Raw genomic sequence first — 15,708 nt, forward strand, 5'->3', positions numbered from 1 at the left:
CCGGAGCGCCCGTCTCAGGGTGCGGGCACCGGGATCTTCGTGGTGGGACGGTCGTCGTTCCAGTCCCGTTGCGCGAGAACGCGGCCCGCGACTCGATTCAGCGCCGCTTCGACGACGCGACGATCCGGTCGTCCGTCGAATCCCGGTGACCGGGCGAGCTTGTCGACCAGCCAGCCCACCAGCAGCGAGTGCACGTATTCCACCTGTTGGGCCCCCGCGGGGGTCAGCCACATCTGGTCGCCGTCGCCCCGGGCGTATCCGGTCGCGATCAGGCGCGAGAAGGTGGGCTCCAAGACCTCGAACGGTATCCGTAGGTAGTCGGCGATGTCGGTGAGCCTGGCCGTGCCATACATCTCCCCGTACCGGTTGATGCGCAGGACCCCCCACAATCCGGCCACGTCGAGTCGGCAGTCGGGTCGCATCGCGATGCTGCGCAATCGCATGCCAGGCACACCGCGCAGCATGCGTTCGACCGCGCCCTCCAGCATCTGGTCCGGTGTCTCGGTGTTTGGCATGCCGAACGCGTCGCCGAGATCGATTGTGCTGTCGTGCATTTCCCGCAGCGGGACCTCCCGCAGGAACAACGCCAGGACGAACCCCGCCAGCGCGACCGGAACCGCCCAGAGGAATACGTGGGTGAGCGACTCGGCGTAGGCGGCGACGATCGGAGCGGCCGCCTGGCGGGGCAACCGGTGCAACGCCTCCGGCGACGCGGCGGCCGCGGCCGGCGCGCGGCTGGCCACCAGCGCCGGGCCGATCCGGCTGTGCAGGAAATTGGTGAACAGTGACCCGAAGATGGCGGCGCCGAACGAGCTTCCGATCGTGCGGAAGAAGGTGACGCCGGAGGTCGCGACGCCGAGGTCGTCGAAGTCCACCGTGTTTTGCACGATCAGGACAAGGGTCTGCATGCACATCCCGATCCCGGCGCCGAGGATGACCAGGAACAGCGATTGAACCAAGACCGACGTCGACGGGTCCATCCGCGACATCAGAAAGAACGCCAGCGCCATGACGGCGGTGCCGGCGACCGGAAAGACTTTGTATCTGCCCGTGCGGCCGACGATGACACCACTGCCCATCGAGGTGGTCAGCATCCCGATCACCATCGGCAACGTGCGCAGGCCCGACGTGGTGGCCGAGACGCCGTCGACGAACTGCATGTACGTCGGCAGGAACGTCAGGGCGCCCAGCATCGCGAAACCGACCACGAAGGACAAGACGCAGCACACCGTGAACACCGGACTGCCGAACAGCCGGGTCGGCAGGATCGGCGCGGCGGCGCGGCTTTCCACCCAGGCGAAGGCGCACAACGCGATCGCCGAGCCGACAAACAGCCCGATGATCATGGGCGATCCCCACGGGTAGGTGGTCCCGCCCCAGCTGGTGGCCAGTGTCAGCCCCGAGGCGCCCAGGCCGACGAACAGGATGCCGGTGTAGTCGATGACCGGTTTGGTGCGGTTGGACAGCGCCGGGATGGCGGCGGCCGCCACGAAGAAGACCACGACCGAGATCGGCACGTTGATCCAGAACGCCCAGCGCCAGGTGAAGTGGTCGGTGAAGTAGCCCCCGAGCAAGGGACCGATCACGGTGGTGACGCCGAATACTGCGCCCATCGCACCCTGGTAGCGGCCGCGGTCCCGCAGCGGGATCACCTCGCCGATCAGCGCCATGGCGGTCACCATGAGCCCGCCGCCGCCGATGCCTTGCAGCGCGCGCGACGCGACCAGCATGCCCATCGAACTCGAGAGCCCACACAGCACCGATCCGGCGACGAAGAACACGACGGCCGCCTGGAACACCCGCTTGCGGCCGAACAGGTCACCGAACTTGCCGACGAGGGCGGTGATGATGGTCGAGGCGAGCAGGTAGCTGGTGACAACCCACGATTGATGGCCCGCGCCACCAAGATTGGCGACGATGGTTGGCAATGCGGTCGCCACGATCGTCTGGTCCAGCGCGGCCATCAGCATGCCGAGCAGGATCGCCACGAAGATGAAATTGCGTCGCTGCGGGTCGACCGACGCGCTGCCCGGCGCGGCGTCCGTCGATGAACCGCCTCGAATTGCTGCTGGGCTCGTCATGCCTGCCTTCCGTCGGCGACCGTTGCTCAGGGATGCCCACGGTTAACCAAAGGCAATCTAACCGCGCAGCAACGGGGCCCGCGGAGGCGAATCCCCTAGCCGCCGGCTAGCGACAATCAACCCGCGCGTCGGTCTCTTGCTGGAGGCTGAAGACCTGCACGGGGGCTGACTTACCTTTCAGGGCGTGGGACCCCCGGTCGATCAGCGCCGGCGGCCGAGAACTCAGGGCGTCGACGCACTGCCGAGTGAGAAGGATTGCGTCGCCGGTGGTCTTGGTTAGTTGCTCGACGCGGGCAGCGACGTTGACGGTGTCACCGATCAGGGTGAACTCCAACTTGCCGCCGCCGCCGATGGTGCCGGCGATCACCGTGCCGGTATTGATGCCGATGCCGATCCGAAGCGTGCCGCCGAATCGCGCGGCGACACGGCGGTGGATCAGCACCGCGGCGCCCACCGCGGCGTCGGCATGCTCCGCAAGGTCGTTGGGCGCGCCGAACACCGCTAGTGCACCGTCGCCGAGGAACTTATTGACGTGCCCACCGGCGTCGACGACGGCAGGCACCACGATCTCGAACAGGGCATTGAGGCGGGCCACCGTGTCTTCGGCGGTATGTGTCTCGGCGAACGGCGTGAAGTCGCGGATGTCGACGAACATCACCGACACCTCGCGGCGTTCTCCGGTGAACATATCGTCGCCCTGCTCCAGCAGGCGTGCAGCCAGGGCCGGATCGACGTATGTCCCGAACGCGGCGTGAAGTCGTTGCCGCTCGGCCAATCCCGCTTGCATGCGGTTGAAGGACGCCGCCAGTGCGCCGAGATCGTCGTCTTGAACCACCGGCAGGCGTTGGCTGTAGTTGCCGGCCGCAACACGTTCGGTTCCTGCGGCAAGGTCGCGAAGGGGTTGCAGGGACGGGGCGAACGAGGCGCCGACGGTGAGCGGCACTGCGAAGAAAAGCACCAAGCCACAACCGATGACGACGATGAGGACCGGGGCCTCCCGGACCCGATCGATCGCGACTGCGAACAGCGCGCCGACGACGGCGAAAATGAACGCGGCCGCGAGCACGGACACGTTCGACCACGCGGCGAAAGTCGGGCGAGAGCGAGGCAGGGCGTCACCCATTCCGGTGTCTCCGGCGAGAGCGACCCTGGCGGGCCGCAGGGCCCCTTCGGGGTAGCTGTGCACAGCGATGAGCACCACCGAAGTTCCTGTGGCGGCGCCCAGGATCGCGAACTGGGCTAATCGTGGCCCGGTCGCCCCGGCGATCGCACCCACGACGAGGAATAACACGGCGATGAAAACACCATTGGCCCCCACCCCGCGGGGTCCGGCCGTCCGGCTCCACGCGTACGTGGCTTCCAGCGCCCTCGCCCGATCGACCTCGCGCCCGGCCGCCCACCGCTCAACAAGACGGCTCCCGCCCAGTCCGGGGAGATTGGTCACGTACACCATCACCAGCACGGTGCCAACGGTCACCGCGACCGCCTCGACGTAGCGATCGGACCGTTCGAACGCGACGATCAGCAACGAGAGCGTGAGGTAGACCGACAGCAACTCGGAGACGCTGACCGCATAGATCACCCACGAGTACCGCGTCCGGAACCGATTCCACGCCCACTGCCAGATGCGATCCATGCCGGGAGACTAATCGGCTGGCCACCTTGCCATCCGAGTTTGAACGTGGCGGCTTCGTCAGCCGGTCACGCCCGAGACCGCAGACGATTGCGACGCGGGCGGGCCTGACCGAGGCTTAGCTCGGCGGCCTCGAGACGCACTGCGCCGAGTAGAGCTCCACCCCGAGCTTGTCCATCAGCTCGAGTTGCGTCTCGAGGTAGTCGATGTGCTTTTCCTCGTCCGCCACGATCTCTTCCAGCAGATTGGCGCTGGTGGAGTCCTGCTTCTCGCGGCACATGATGATGCCGGGCTTGAGCCGGTCCATCACCTCGTACTCGATGGCCAGGTCGGCCTCGAACTGCTCGCGCAGCGTCTGGCCGATGCGCAGCGAGAACAGACGCTGGTAGTTGGGCAGCCCGTCGAGCAGCAGAATGCGATCGGTGATCGCTTCGGCGTGCCGCATCTCGTCGAAGGACTCGGCCCGGGTGTGCTCGGCGAGCTCGGTGAATCCCCAGTTGTCCTGCATCTTGGAGTGCAGGAAATATTGGTTGATCGCGGTGAGCTCGCCGGTCAACTGCTCGTTGAGCAGGCGCAAAACATCCGGATCCCCTTGCATGATCACTCCCCTACGGTGACGTGAAACGGCGGTCATTTCGTGGCTCCGGGCCGGGTGCGCTGGGCTGAACGCACCGTGCCGGGCCGTACCCGCACTTTGCCACGACGAGTGGCGATCTTCCAGCAAGGTATGGCTGTGCTCAGTGTGTGTTGCTTGCGGAGCGAGTGGGGCACGTTGCTAGCGACTAAGGTTAGACTGCGCTAACGAACTTAGGTTAGACTCAACTAATAACGCTGTCGGTTCGGAGGACGAAAGTGCGGTCGCTTGGCCACGCCGTCGACGAAGGGAATGTCGCCAGCATGCAGGGGATGCGCTGATGTACGTGTGCCTGTGTGTCGGCGTCACGAACCACACGGTGTCCGAGGTGGTCGCGCGCGGTGCCTCCACCTCCAAAGAGGTCGCGGCGGCGTGCGGGGCCGGCGGTGACTGCGGGCGTTGCAAGAGGACCCTGCGGGCGATCATCGCCGCGTCGGCAAATCTCGAGACCGCTCCGTCGCTTTAGCCCCGCGCTTTGTTGAAGTCCGCCAGGGCCGCCGCATTGGCCTGTGCGCCCATCAGTTCGGCGAAGTGAGCGTTTTCCCGCGCGGTGGCCGCCGCGATCTCCGGACGCACCGGTTCCATCATCGTGTGCTTGACCGCCATCAAGCTCGAAATGGGCCGACTGGCAAGGATTTCCGCGTGCCGACGGGCTTCGGGCAACAGGTCCTCGGGCTCGCAGACCCGCCAGACCAGGCCCATTCGCAACGCCTCGTCCGCATCGACCCACTCCGAGGACATCAACAGCCAGGCGGCATTCTGCCGGCCCACTAGCTGCGGCAGCAGATACGACGAGGCCGCTTCCGGCGCCACCCCCAGGCTGGTGAACGGACACTTGAGGCGGGCCGTCGACGACATGAAGGCCAGATCGGCGTAGCCCAGGATCGTGGCGCCGATGCCCACGCCCACACCGTTGACCGCACAGATGAGCGGCTTGGGGAACGCGCTCAGGGCGTCGATCAGTCCGACGAAACCGTGCTTGCCTGGCGTAAAATCCGGATCGGTGATGCGGGCCTGCATCTCGGCGAGGTCGGTACCGGCGCTGAAGCCGCGGCCCGCGCCGGTCAGCAGCACCACGGCGACCTCGGGGTCGTCAGCAGCGGCCAACAGCGCTTCGGCGGTCAGGTCGTACAGGACTTCGTCGAATGCGTTCAGTGCCTCGGGCCGGTTCAGCGTGAGGGTGCGCACCCGCTTTTCGTCATTGATCTGCAGCGTCACGGCTGCAGCCTAACGACGTCAGCCGTTGCTGTAGACGCGGGTGGGCACGATCAGCACGGCGGCGCGCCGCTCCCGTGCCATGACGCGGTCGTATTCGTCCCAGTCGTCGTGGGTGCCGCCGGCGGCGGTGAAAACCTCGCGCAGCAACAGCCGCAGCTGGTCGTCCGTAGCCAGCCAAGGCCGCGCGTCGTCGGGGCCGGCGAGCTCGGCGCGGCCCTCGACGGTCGCCCACTGCCATCCCGTGCGGAAGGTGACCGCCAGCTGCGGCCGAGCCCGGAGGTTGGCCAATTTGACCTTGCCGTAGGTGGTGAAGCCCAGCACCTCCTGGCCGCTTTCCGGATGCGGCAACAAACCAACGTTGACCAACGAAGCCTGCACCGTTCCGTCGGCCCGAACGGTGGACACCACCGCCAGGCCATTTTCCGCGGCGGCCAACGCCACGGCGTCACGCAGTGTTGTCATAAGAGTTCCTCGATGAACGGTGTCTTGAAGACGTAGCGGCTGGTGGGGACGGTGTCGATATTCTCGTTGGCGCCGAACGCCGTGGTGCTGGCGACCATTCGGCCCAGTCGGTCCTGCAGGTCGTTGTCGTCGGCGGCACCGAAGAACGCCTTGAGATCGGTGATCGCCTCCTTTGGGAACAACTCTTCGACGATGCCCGCGATTCCCGGTGCGTCCGGGGTGAGGGTGCGCACCACCCAGTTCTGGGTGTAGCCGAAGGTCGCCTGCGTCTCGATGGCCACTGAGGTGTGGTCGCGCTGCCACCGGGTCAGCCAGCTCTCCTGGTCCAGGCCGGCGGGCCGACGCAGCAGCGCAATGTTAGCCAATCCCGCGCTGCGAGAACCGGATTCGGTTACCGGTGCCCTGAGCGGGACCGACTCGGTCACCAGATAGGCGGCGAGTTGTTCGCATTCGGCCTCGAGCAGGGTCAGCGCTGCGGACATCTGCTCGCCGTAACACTGCTGGGTCCACATGCTCACCACCGACGCGACCGGCGGATCCAGTGTCGTGAGCGTCATCAGTGAATGGCGCACGGCGTCGTCGCGGACGTTGATCGACAACCCCGGCAGACCCAAATCCAACAGGGCGCGGGCGACCGGGCCCCGCTGGCGGGCGCACCACCCCTCGTCCGAATCGGCACGCATGAGGACGGCGATGACCTTTTCCATAGGCAGAACCTACCCGCGCCGGCCGCGCTATTTGACCAGCCGGACGGGATGTTCGCCGCTGATCAACTTGCCGATCATGTCCGCCAATCGCCGGTAGGACTCGTCACGGCCGCTCGACGAGCGGTACACCAACCCGATGCGCCGTCCTGGGCGGGGCGCGGCGAACTGCGCCAGCCCCAGGCGGCTTCTCGTCGCCTCGACCGGCACCGCACTCTGCGGGATCAGCGTCACCCCCAGGCCGCCGGTCACGCACTGCACCGCCGTCGCCAGCGACGCCGCCCGGGTATTGGCCAGCTCCGCTCGCACGCCCGCCTTGTGGCACACGTCGAGCGCCTGGTCGCGCAGGCAGTGCCCCTCGTCCAATAGCAGCAGGGGCAGGTCGGCCAGCGCCGTCGCCGGAACCCGCCGCTTTCCCGACAGCCGATGCCCAGGCGGTAGCGCGAGGACGAAATCCTCGTCGTAGATCGGGATCGCGGTGACGCCGCCGGCGTCGGCGGGCAGGGCGATGAGCGCCGCATCGAGCGCACCCTCGCGCAATACCGTCATCAGCCGTTCGGTCTGGTCTTCGGTCACCCGCAACGTCATTCCGGGGAACTGCTCGGCCAGGCCGGCCAGGACGGTCGGCAAGACGTAGGGCGCGACCGTCGGTATCAGTCCCAGCCGCATCCCGCCTCGCAGCGGATCGGATGAGCCCGAGGCGGCGGCGGTGAATGCGTCCACCGCCTCAATGACGGCCTGGGCGCGCGGAAGTAGCTCCGTGCCCTCCGCCGTCAAGAGGACACGCCGCGTCGAGCGCTCGATGAGCTGGGTGCCGAGCCCTGTCTCGAGCGCCGCAAGTGCCTGCGAAAGCGTGGACTGGCTGACTCCGAGAGTGGTTGCAGCGCCGCTGAATTGACGCTTTTCAGCGATCGCGGCGAACGCGCGGAGGCCGGCGATCGTCGGCTGATAAATCTTATCGGGCATACCGATAAGTATAGTGGGAAATATCACCTTTACTTCAGACCGGCCGAGCGGGCACCATGGGCAATGAAATTGCTAATCTTGAGTGAATCCAAATTAGGAGAGCCATGCCTTTGCTGACCGTCGGCGACCAGTTTCCCGACTACGAGCTCACCGCGCTGATCGCGGGCGATTTGTCCAAGGTCGACGCCAAGCAGCCCGAGGACTATTTCACCACCGTCACCAGTGAGGACCACGAAGGCAAGTGGCGCGTTGTGTTCTTCTGGCCCAAGGACTTCACCTTCGTGTGCCCGACCGAGATTGCCGCGTTCGGCAAGCTCAACGACGAGTTCGCCGACCGCGACGCGCAGGTCCTGGGCGTCTCGATCGACAGCGAATTCGTGCACTTCAACTGGCGCGCGCAGCACGAAGATCTGAAGAAGCTGCCCTTCCCCATGCTCTCGGACATCAAGCGTGAGCTGAGCCTGGCCACCGGCGTCCTCAACGCCGACGGTGTGGCGGACCGGGCAACCTTCCTGGTCGACCCCAACAACGAGATCCAATTCGTTTCGGTCACTGCCGGATCCGTCGGACGCAACGTCGAGGAAGTGCTGCGGGTCCTCGACGCCCTGCAGTCCGACGAGCTGTGCGCCTGCAACTGGCGCAAGGGCGACCCGACGCTGAATGCCGCCGAGCTGCTCAAGGCCTCGGCTTAGTCGCGTAGGGTCTGAACAGGGAGACGAGATGAGCGTAGAAAACCTCAAGGAAGCGCTGCCCGAGTACGCCAAGGACCTCAAGCTCAACCTCGGCTCGATCACGCGCACGACCGAGCTCAACGAGGAGCAGCTGTGGGGCACCCTGCTGGCGAGCGCCGCGGCGACGCGAAACACTCAGGTAATCACCGAGATCGGTGCCGAGGCGGCCGACATCCTGTCCGCCGAGGCGTACAACGCGGCGCTGGGCGCCGCATCGATCATGGGCATGAACAACGTGTTCTACCGTGGCCGGGGCTTTCTCGGCGGCAAGTACGACGACCTGCGTGCGGGATTGCGGATGAACATCATCGCCAATCCCGGCGTGGAGAAGGCGAACTTCGAGCTGTGGTCCTTCGCGGTGTCATCGATCAACGGATGCCCGGACTGCGTGGCCTCCCACGAACACACGCTGCGCGAGGCGGGAGTCTCCCGGGAAACCATCCAGGAGGCGCTGAAGGCCGCGGCCATCATTTCCGGCGTGGCACAAGCGATTGTCGCCGCCCAGACGCTGGCCACCGTCGGCTGACGCAGTGACGGCACCGGCCTGGGTAGAACACGCGATCTGGTGGCAGGTCTATCCGCTGGGGTTCGTCGGCGCCTTTCCTTCGTCGGAGCCGCCGCAGCCGGGAGAACACCGGCTGCGGCGGCTCGTCGACTGGTTCGACCACGCCATCGCACTGGGCGCATCCGGCGTTGCGCTGGGCCCGATCTTCGCCTCGCGCACCCACGGTTACGACACCACCGACCATTACCGCATCGACCCCCGGCTCGGTGATGACGCCGATTTCGACCACCTCGTCGCCGAGGCCCGTCGGCGCGGCCTGCGCATCCTGCTCGACGGCGTGTTCAATCACGTCGGCGTGGATTTCCCCCGTTACCAGGAGGCGCCGAACGACGGGGCCGCGGCGCGCTGGTTTCGCGGGCGCCCGGGACGCTTTCACACCTTCGAGGGCCACTCCGAGCTGATCACGCTCAACCACGACAACCCCGAAGTGATCGACTACACCGCGGACGTGATGGCGCACTGGCTGGAACGCGGCGCCGACGGCTGGCGACTCGACGCGGCTTACACGGTGCCGGAACGGTTTTGGGCCTCAACGCTGCCGCGGGTGCGAAAGCGCTTCCCCGAAGCCTGGTTCGTCGGCGAGCTCATCCATGGCGACTACGCCGCCGTCGTGCGGGCCGCGACGTTCGACTCGGCGACGCAATACGAGTTGTGGAAGGCGATCTGGAGCAGCCTCAACGACGGCAACTTCTTCGAGCTGGACTGGGCGTTGCAGCGGCATGGCGAGTTCCTGGCCGGCTTCGTCCCGCTCACCTTCATCGGCAACCACGACGTCACCCGGATAGCCAGCCAGCTGGATAACCCCCGGCACGTGGCGCACGCCCTGGTGCTGCTGCTCACCGTCGGCGGCGTGCCCAGCGTGTACGCGGGCGACGAGCTGGGATTCCGCGGTGTCAAGGAGGAGCGCTATGGCGGGGACGACGCCGTGCGCCCCGAGTTCGCCTCTCCCCCATTGGAATTAGATGCGTTCGGGGCGGAAATCTGGGCGTTGCACCAGTTCCTGGTCGGGTTGCGCCGCCGTCACCCGTGGCTGCACCGTGCCTCGACCACCGCGCTGCGGCTGGAAAACCGGCATTACCTCTACGAGACCCGCAGCGGCGACGACGCGCTGCTGGTCGCGCTCAACATCGACGACGAGCCGATGCGCGTGGCGCTGTCGGAACTGGGCACGTCTCGCCGGCGGGTCATCGGCGGCTCGTCGGCCCCGCCGCAAGAGGTGGTGAACTTGCTGGTCGTGGAACCGCATGGGTGGCGAATCTTAAGCCCGGCCTAGGCGTTCCAGAGTCAGCTGGTCCTGCCGGCCGTCGTAGTACTTGTCGAGGACCGCGCGGAATTCCTCGTTATCGTCCGTGGCGCGGGCGAACAGCGTCATCGACGAGCGCAGCTTGAGGTCGTCGGGCGAGCCGAAGATGTCCGCGACCGATCGGCCCTGCACCTGGTTAACCAACCGGGCGCACTCACGCAACCGCGGGCCGAGCAGCTCATGGCGCAGATAGGCGCGCGCCTCCTCGAGCGAGGAGATGCCGTAATGCACCGCGGTCGGGCTGCCACCCAGGCCGCGTAACTGCGGGAAGACAAACCACATCCAGTGACTGCGTTTGCGTCCGGAGCGCAGCTCTTCGACCACGTTTCGGTACACCGGGGCCTGCGCGTCGACGAAGCGGTTGAGGTCGAAGGGGTCGCTCGCCGATTCCATGTGACTACGGTTGCACATATGGCGGTCAAACGACGAGTGCCCAAGTTGCGCGACCTCGCGCCGCTGATCCAGTTCAAGCGCCCGCAGTTCGACGCGACCAAGCGCCGCCTCGATGCCGCGCACACCATCGAAGATCTGCGACGCATTGCCAAACGTCGCACGCCCAAGGCGGCGTTCGACTACACCGACGGCGCCGCCGAGGACGAGCTTTCCATCCAGCGCGCCCGGCAAGCGTTCCGCGACATCGAGTTTCACCCGACGATCCTGCGTGATGTCAGCAATGTCACCGCCGGCTGGAATGTGCTGGGCCAGCCGGTGGTCCTGCCATTCGGCATCGCGCCCACCGGCTTCACCCGACTGATGCACACCGAGGGCGAGATCGCCGGCGCGGCGGCGGCGGCCAAGGCCGGCATTCCGTTCTCGCTGTCCACGCTCGGCACCTGCGCGATCGAGGACCTGGTGACCGCTGTTCCGCAGGGCAGGAAGTGGTTTCAGCTCTACATGTGGCGCGACCGGGAACGCTCGATGGCACTGGTCCAGCGCGCTGCCGATGCGGGATTCGACAGCCTGCTGGTCACTGTCGACGTTCCGGTCTCCGGCGCCCGGCTGCGCGACAACCGCAACGGGATGACGATCCCGCCGACGCTGACGCTGCGCACCGTCCTGGATGCGGTGCCGCACCCGAAATGGTGGTTCGACCTGTTGACCACCGAGCCGCTGGCGTTCGCGTCGCTGGACCGCTGGTCGGGAACCGTCGCCGAGTATCTGAGCACCATGTTCGACCCCAGCCTCACCTTCGATGACCTGGAGTGGATCAAGGCCCAGTGGCCCGGCAAGTTGGTCGTCAAGGGCATCCAGACGCTCGACGACGCCCGTGCCGTCGTCGATCGCGGCGTCGACGGCATCGTGTTGTCGAATCACGGTGGGCGCCAACTTGATCGGGCCCCGGTGCCGTTCCACCTGTTGCCCTCGGTCTCGCGTGAGGTCGGCAAGCACACCGAGATCCTGCTGGACACCGGCATCATGTCGGGTGCCGACATCGTGGCGGCGATCGCGCTGGGCGCGCGGTGCACGCTCGTCGGGCGGGCCTACCTGTACGGGCTGATGGCCGGGGGCGAACCCGGCGTCGCCCGCGCGATCGACATCATGGCCGAAGGCGTGATGCGCACCATGCGTCTGTTGGGTGTCACCTGCCTCGAGGAGCTCTCCCCCAACCACGTCGCACAACTGCGACGCCTGGGGCCTGTCGAACCGCCCGCCTGACGGCGCTACTGCAGGCGGGCGACGCGCTCCGTGCGGTTGCGTACCAGGTCGTTGAAGGCCTCGCCGGGCCCGACGTGCTCGAAGAGTTGGGGCGGGTAGTGCGTGACGTACATCGTGCGCCGGCCGCCGGCGCCGGTCGGCCGGGGTGAGGCGTGCATCAGGTCCTGGACGTGGACGGTCACGTCGCCGGGGGCGGTGTCGATGCTCACCACCGGTACCCGTTGGAGCCGATGTTCCCAGCGGTAATGAATCGCCTGACCGTGGCTGCCCGGCACCACCTGAAGGTTGCCGGTCGACGCCTCCGAGCCGGTCAGTTGAATTCCGATGCTGACCGCGGGGCACATGAGAGCGTGCCCACCCATGCCGCAGTCCTGATGCCAGGGGATGTTCGACAGCCCGCTGGGGTTGCCTGGCACTTTGAGCAACACCGCGCTGCCTTCCATCCGGTCGGGTGCGGGCCGCAGCGCGGGATTGATGAGGGTGCCCAGCCTGCGCACCCGGGGATCGTTTTCCAAGGCGGCGAGGACAGGCGAGCGCAGCGTTGCGTAGACCAACCGGCACAGCACGCTGCCGCCGTCCTCGTCGGTGACCCACCACGACCGGTCATCCCCCGGCCGGGCCCGGGCCGCAAGGCGGTCGACCTCACGGTTGGCGGCCCGCATCTCATCGGCGTCGAACACGCCGCTGACGTGCAGGTAGCCCATGGTCTGCAGCTGTGCGCACAACTCGGCGTCGTCCGCGTCGAGCGTGAATGTGGCGAGCGGGTCGCGCAGCTTCAGGTCGGCGCGGGCCGGATCGTAGGGCGGGACGCCGGCGTGCAGGTACCGCAGGACCGGGTCCCAGTCGGCCAGCTGGTCGAAGCCACCCCGCTCGAAGGACAACTCGTCGCTGAGCAGGAGGTTGATGACCGTGCGGATCTGGCCAACCATGTCGTCCCACGCCCGTCGGGACAGCCGCACGACGGCGTCTCCAGTGCGCTGCCCCTCGTTGATGCGGATCGTCGAGCCATCGACGGCATAGGTGACGGCATCGTCGTCGACGAGGAAGGTGATGGCGCCGACGGAAGCGATGTCTCTGGCCGCGGATTCCAGGACATCCGGGTCGAGGGCGGTCGAGGCGGGGTGCGTCAGCGGCACGGACCGATTATCCAAGACCGCCAACGTGATAGCCACCACTTACCCGCCGCGGAGCCTCGGAGGGGAACAAACCGGCGCCCACCTGGGTTGAGCGCATCAGACTCAGTTTTTGGAGGATTGATGGCTGAAGCCAAATCGGTGCCGGTGCTGTTTATCGCCGACACCATCGTGTTGCCCGGAATGGTCGTTCCGATCGCGCTCGACGAGGCCGCGCGGGCGGCAATCGACGCTGCTCAGGCGAGTGAATCCGGGCAGCTGCTGATCGCGCCCCGGTTGGACGACCGATACCCGTCGCACGGTGTGATCGCCAAGATTTTGCAGGTCGGACGCATCGCAGGCGGCGGCACCGCGGCCGTCGTGCGCGGTGAGCGCAGGGCCCAGATCGGGGCCGGTGCGTCCGGGCCGGGGGCGGCGCTGTGGGTCGAGGTCACCGAGGTCCCCGACATCGAGCCGACCGACGAAGTCAAGGCGCTGACGGCCGAGTACAAGAAGCTGCTGCTGGCCATGCTGCAACGGCGCGAGGCCTGGGAGATCGTCGACTACGTCAACCGGCTCACCGACCCGTCGGCGTTGGCCGACACCTCCGGCTACGCGTCCTACCTGTCCAGCGAGCAGAAGCGGCAACTGGTCGAGACCGAGGATGTCGCCGAGCGGCTCCGGGTGCTGATCGACTGGACCAGCGACCACCTCGCCGAGGTCGAGGTCAACGACAAGATCGCCGAGGACGTGCGCGAGGGCATGGAGAAGACGCAGAAGGAGTTCCTGCTGCGCCAACAGCTGGCCGCCATCCGCAAGGAATTGGGTGAGGGCGAGCCCGACGGGTCCGATGACTACCGGGCACGCGTGGAAGCGGCCGACCTGCCTGAGAAGGTGCGCGAGGCCGCGCTGCGCGAGGTCGGCAAGCTGGAACGGTCCAGCGACCAAAGCCCGGAAAGCGGCTGGATCCGCACCTGGCTGGACACCGTGCTCGACCTGCCCTGGAACGTCAGGACCGACGACTCCACCGACCTGAAGGCCGCGCGCGAGGTGTTGGACGCCGACCACCACGGGCTGGACGACGTCAAGGACCGCATCGTCGAATACCTGGCCGTGCGGGCCCGCCGCGCTCAGCGGGGGCTACAGGTCGTCGGCGGCCGCGGTTCCGGCGCGGTAATGGTGCTCGCCGGTCCGCCCGGCGTCGGCAAGACGTCGCTGGGCGAGAGCGTCGCCCGCGCGCTGGGCCGCAAGTTCGTGCGCGTCGCCCTGGGCGGTGTGCGCGACGAGGCCGAGATCCGCGGGCACCGGCGCACCTATGTGGGCGCGTTGCCGGGCCGGATCGTGCGGGCCATCGGCGAGGCGGGCTCGATGAACCCCGTTGTGCTGCTGGACGAGATCGACAAGGTCGGGTCCGACTATCGGGGCGACCCGAGTGCGGCGCTGCTCGAGGTGCTCGACCCGGCGCAAAACCACACGTTCCGCGACCACTACCTGGACCTGGACCTGGACCTGTCCGACGTGGTGTTCCTGGCCACCGCCAACGTCATCGAGAACATCCCGTCGGCCCTGCTGGACCGCATGGAGTTGGTGCAGATCGACGGCTACACCGAGGACGACAAGGTCGCCATCGCCCGGGACTACCTGCTGCCCCGCCAGCGGGACCGGGCGGCGCTGACCGAGGACGAGGTCACGCTGACCGACGCCGCTCTGCGCAAGATCGCCGCCGACTACACCCGGGAGCCCGGCGTGCGCCAGTTCGAGCGGCTGCTGGCCAAGGCGCTGCGCAAGGTGACGACCAAGCTCGCGGAGACGCCCGAGCCGATCACCATCGACGAGCCGGATCTGGTCGAATACCTCGGCCGCCCGCGTTTCACCCCGGAGTCGGCCGAACGCACGGCCGTGCCCGGCGTCGCCACCGGCCTGGCCGTCACCGGCCTGGGCGGCGACGTGCTCTATATCGAAGCGGGCGCGACGGACGGCGAGGCGGGTTTACAGCTCACCGGTCAGCTGGGTGACGTGATGAAGGAGTCGGCGCAGATCGCGCTGTCCTACGTGCGCTCCCACGCCGCCGAGTTGGGCGTCGATCCCAAGGCCCTCGACCGGCGCATCCACGTGCACGTTCCCGCGGGAGCGGTGCCCAAGGACGGACCCTCGGCCGGTGTCACCATGGTGACCGCGCTGGTCTCGATGGCCACCGGACGTCAGGTGCGCTCCGACGTCGGCATGACCGGCGAGGTCACGCTGAACGGGCGGGTGTTGCCGATCGGCGGCGTGAAGCAGAAGCTGCTGGCGGCCCAACGGGCCGGCCTGGCAACGGTCTTCATTCCGGCGCGCAACGAGCCCGACCTGGATGACGTGCCCGCGGAGGTGCTCGACGCGCTGACGGTCAAACCGATGACCGACGTCGCCGACATCGTCAGGCAGGCGCTCGAGCCGGCGGCCGAGACCGTTACGGTCGCTGCTTGACATGAGCTTGGCCGGGATGCGTAGCAAACTCGCTCGCATCCCGGTCAAGCGCGTTGAGATCCGTTGATGGCCGTGATCTCGCGCAGATTTGCTCCGCATTGGCAACCTTCCCGCCGACATTGGGGCCGACAGTCGAGCCGGAGGGGATCATCCATCCCCCGCCGTTCGCTGACCTTC

The 15,708-nt window shown here is 67.2% G+C and carries 15 protein-coding genes; 6 read left to right on the forward strand and 9 right to left on the reverse strand.

What is annotated here, in order from left to right:
- Window positions 1-14: 14 nt before the first annotated feature.
- The 3 genes from A5750_RS12600 to bfr form a co-directional block, all read right to left on the reverse strand.
- The gene (locus A5750_RS12600) at window positions 15-2,081 is read right to left on the reverse strand and encodes an MDR family MFS transporter (protein WP_066954285.1); all 2,067 of its coding nucleotides are present in this window, start codon (window positions 2,079-2,081) and stop codon (window positions 15-17) included.
- A 106-nt stretch (window positions 2,082-2,187) separates the two neighbouring features.
- A complete protein-coding gene (locus A5750_RS12605) occupies window positions 2,188-3,717 on the reverse strand; it encodes an adenylate/guanylate cyclase domain-containing protein (RefSeq protein ID WP_067263198.1) in 1,530 nt (509 codons plus the stop codon).
- Between the two features lie 115 nt (window positions 3,718-3,832).
- On the reverse strand, window positions 3,833-4,312 hold the full coding sequence (gene bfr / locus A5750_RS12610; protein ID WP_066954691.1) for a bacterioferritin: 480 nt from the start codon (window positions 4,310-4,312) through the stop codon (window positions 3,833-3,835).
- 316 nt (window positions 4,313-4,628) lie between these two features.
- Between bfr and A5750_RS12615 the strand changes: the two genes are divergently transcribed.
- On the forward strand, window positions 4,629-4,814 hold the full coding sequence (locus A5750_RS12615) for a bacterioferritin-associated ferredoxin (protein WP_066954279.1): 186 nt from the start codon (window positions 4,629-4,631) through the stop codon (window positions 4,812-4,814).
- Here A5750_RS12615 and A5750_RS12620 read toward each other — a convergent pair.
- Genes A5750_RS12620 through A5750_RS12635 form a run of 4 tightly spaced genes read right to left on the reverse strand, consistent with a single transcriptional unit; the run spans window position 4,811 to window position 7,698 of the window.
- Complete coding sequence (locus A5750_RS12620; RefSeq protein ID WP_067263201.1) at window positions 4,811-5,566, reverse strand: enoyl-CoA hydratase/isomerase family protein; 756 nt, start codon at window positions 5,564-5,566, stop codon at window positions 4,811-4,813. The two genes, A5750_RS12615 and A5750_RS12620, sit on opposite strands and share 4 nt — an antisense overlap.
- 18 nt (window positions 5,567-5,584) lie before the next feature.
- Window positions 5,585-6,028, reverse strand: coding sequence for a TIGR03618 family F420-dependent PPOX class oxidoreductase (locus A5750_RS12625; RefSeq protein ID WP_066954273.1), 444 nt, complete (start codon window positions 6,026-6,028; stop codon window positions 5,585-5,587).
- Window positions 6,025-6,735, reverse strand: coding sequence for an EthD domain-containing protein (locus A5750_RS12630; protein ID WP_066954270.1), 711 nt, complete (start codon window positions 6,733-6,735; stop codon window positions 6,025-6,027). Before A5750_RS12630 ends, A5750_RS12625 begins: the two co-directional genes overlap by 4 nt.
- A gap of 27 nt (window positions 6,736-6,762) precedes the next feature.
- Window positions 6,763-7,698: a hydrogen peroxide-inducible genes activator gene (locus A5750_RS12635; RefSeq protein ID WP_066954266.1), complete on the reverse strand. Its 936-nt coding sequence runs from the start codon at window positions 7,696-7,698 to the stop codon at window positions 6,763-6,765.
- 104 nt (window positions 7,699-7,802) lie between these two features.
- Between A5750_RS12635 and A5750_RS12640 the strand changes: the two genes are divergently transcribed.
- From A5750_RS12640 to A5750_RS12650, 3 genes are read left to right on the forward strand one after another with little or no spacing between them, the layout of a single operon-like run.
- Window positions 7,803-8,390: a peroxiredoxin gene (locus A5750_RS12640; RefSeq protein WP_067263206.1), complete on the forward strand. Its 588-nt coding sequence runs from the start codon at window positions 7,803-7,805 to the stop codon at window positions 8,388-8,390.
- A gap of 28 nt (window positions 8,391-8,418) precedes the next feature.
- A complete protein-coding gene (locus tag A5750_RS12645) occupies window positions 8,419-8,955 on the forward strand; it encodes an alkyl hydroperoxide reductase (RefSeq protein ID WP_066954260.1) in 537 nt (178 codons plus the stop codon).
- Between the two features lie 4 nt (window positions 8,956-8,959).
- The gene (locus tag A5750_RS12650) at window positions 8,960-10,267 is read left to right on the forward strand and encodes an alpha-amylase family protein (protein WP_067263210.1); all 1,308 of its coding nucleotides are present in this window, start codon (window positions 8,960-8,962) and stop codon (window positions 10,265-10,267) included.
- On the opposite strand, the gene A5750_RS12655 is transcribed toward A5750_RS12650, so the two are convergent.
- On the reverse strand, window positions 10,253-10,690 hold the full coding sequence (locus A5750_RS12655; RefSeq protein ID WP_066954252.1) for a DUF1810 domain-containing protein: 438 nt from the start codon (window positions 10,688-10,690) through the stop codon (window positions 10,253-10,255). The two genes, A5750_RS12650 and A5750_RS12655, sit on opposite strands and share 15 nt — an antisense overlap.
- Before the next feature lie 18 nt (window positions 10,691-10,708).
- Between A5750_RS12655 and A5750_RS12660 the strand changes: the two genes are divergently transcribed.
- Complete coding sequence (locus tag A5750_RS12660; RefSeq protein ID WP_067263214.1) at window positions 10,709-11,953, forward strand: alpha-hydroxy acid oxidase; 1,245 nt, start codon at window positions 10,709-10,711, stop codon at window positions 11,951-11,953.
- 5 nt (window positions 11,954-11,958) lie between these two features.
- On the opposite strand, the gene A5750_RS12665 is transcribed toward A5750_RS12660, so the two are convergent.
- Window positions 11,959-13,089, reverse strand: a complete 1,131-nt coding sequence (locus A5750_RS12665; RefSeq protein ID WP_156664326.1) for a phytanoyl-CoA dioxygenase family protein — start codon at window positions 13,087-13,089, stop codon at window positions 11,959-11,961.
- 120 nt (window positions 13,090-13,209) lie between these two features.
- Between A5750_RS12665 and lon the strand changes: the two genes are divergently transcribed.
- A complete protein-coding gene (gene lon, locus A5750_RS12670) occupies window positions 13,210-15,531 on the forward strand; it encodes an endopeptidase La (protein ID WP_066954243.1) in 2,322 nt (773 codons plus the stop codon).
- Window positions 15,532-15,708: the final 177 nt, after the last annotated feature.

It is taken from the genome of Mycobacterium sp. 852002-51613_SCH5001154 (genome assembly GCF_001667425.1).
Taxonomy (GTDB): Bacteria; Actinomycetota; Actinomycetes; order Mycobacteriales; family Mycobacteriaceae; genus Mycobacterium.

What these genes read in the sequence shown, in the direction of transcription:
- A5750_RS12600 (WP_066954285.1), bottom strand. Translation starts at nt 2,081, where the DNA reads ATGACGAGCCCAGCAGCAATTCGAGGCGGTTCATCGACGGACGCCGCG.
- A5750_RS12605 (WP_067263198.1), bottom strand. Translation starts at nt 3,717, where the DNA reads ATGGATCGCATCTGGCAGTGGGCGTGGAATCGGTTCCGGACGCGGTAC.
- bfr (WP_066954691.1), bottom strand. Translation starts at nt 4,312, where the DNA reads ATGCAAGGGGATCCGGATGTTTTGCGCCTGCTCAACGAGCAGTTGACC.
- A5750_RS12615 (WP_066954279.1), top strand. Translation starts at nt 4,629, where the DNA reads ATGTACGTGTGCCTGTGTGTCGGCGTCACGAACCACACGGTGTCCGAG.
- A5750_RS12625 (WP_066954273.1), bottom strand. Translation starts at nt 6,028, where the DNA reads ATGACAACACTGCGTGACGCCGTGGCGTTGGCCGCCGCGGAAAATGGC.
- A5750_RS12630 (WP_066954270.1), bottom strand. Translation starts at nt 6,735, where the DNA reads ATGGAAAAGGTCATCGCCGTCCTCATGCGTGCCGATTCGGACGAGGGG.
- A5750_RS12635 (WP_066954266.1), bottom strand. Translation starts at nt 7,698, where the DNA reads ATGCCCGATAAGATTTATCAGCCGACGATCGCCGGCCTCCGCGCGTTC.
- A5750_RS12640 (WP_067263206.1), top strand. Translation starts at nt 7,803, where the DNA reads ATGCCTTTGCTGACCGTCGGCGACCAGTTTCCCGACTACGAGCTCACC.
- A5750_RS12645 (WP_066954260.1), top strand. Translation starts at nt 8,419, where the DNA reads ATGAGCGTAGAAAACCTCAAGGAAGCGCTGCCCGAGTACGCCAAGGAC.
- A5750_RS12655 (WP_066954252.1), bottom strand. Translation starts at nt 10,690, where the DNA reads ATGGAATCGGCGAGCGACCCCTTCGACCTCAACCGCTTCGTCGACGCG.
- A5750_RS12660 (WP_067263214.1), top strand. Translation starts at nt 10,709, where the DNA reads ATGGCGGTCAAACGACGAGTGCCCAAGTTGCGCGACCTCGCGCCGCTG.
- lon (WP_066954243.1), top strand. Translation starts at nt 13,210, where the DNA reads ATGGCTGAAGCCAAATCGGTGCCGGTGCTGTTTATCGCCGACACCATC.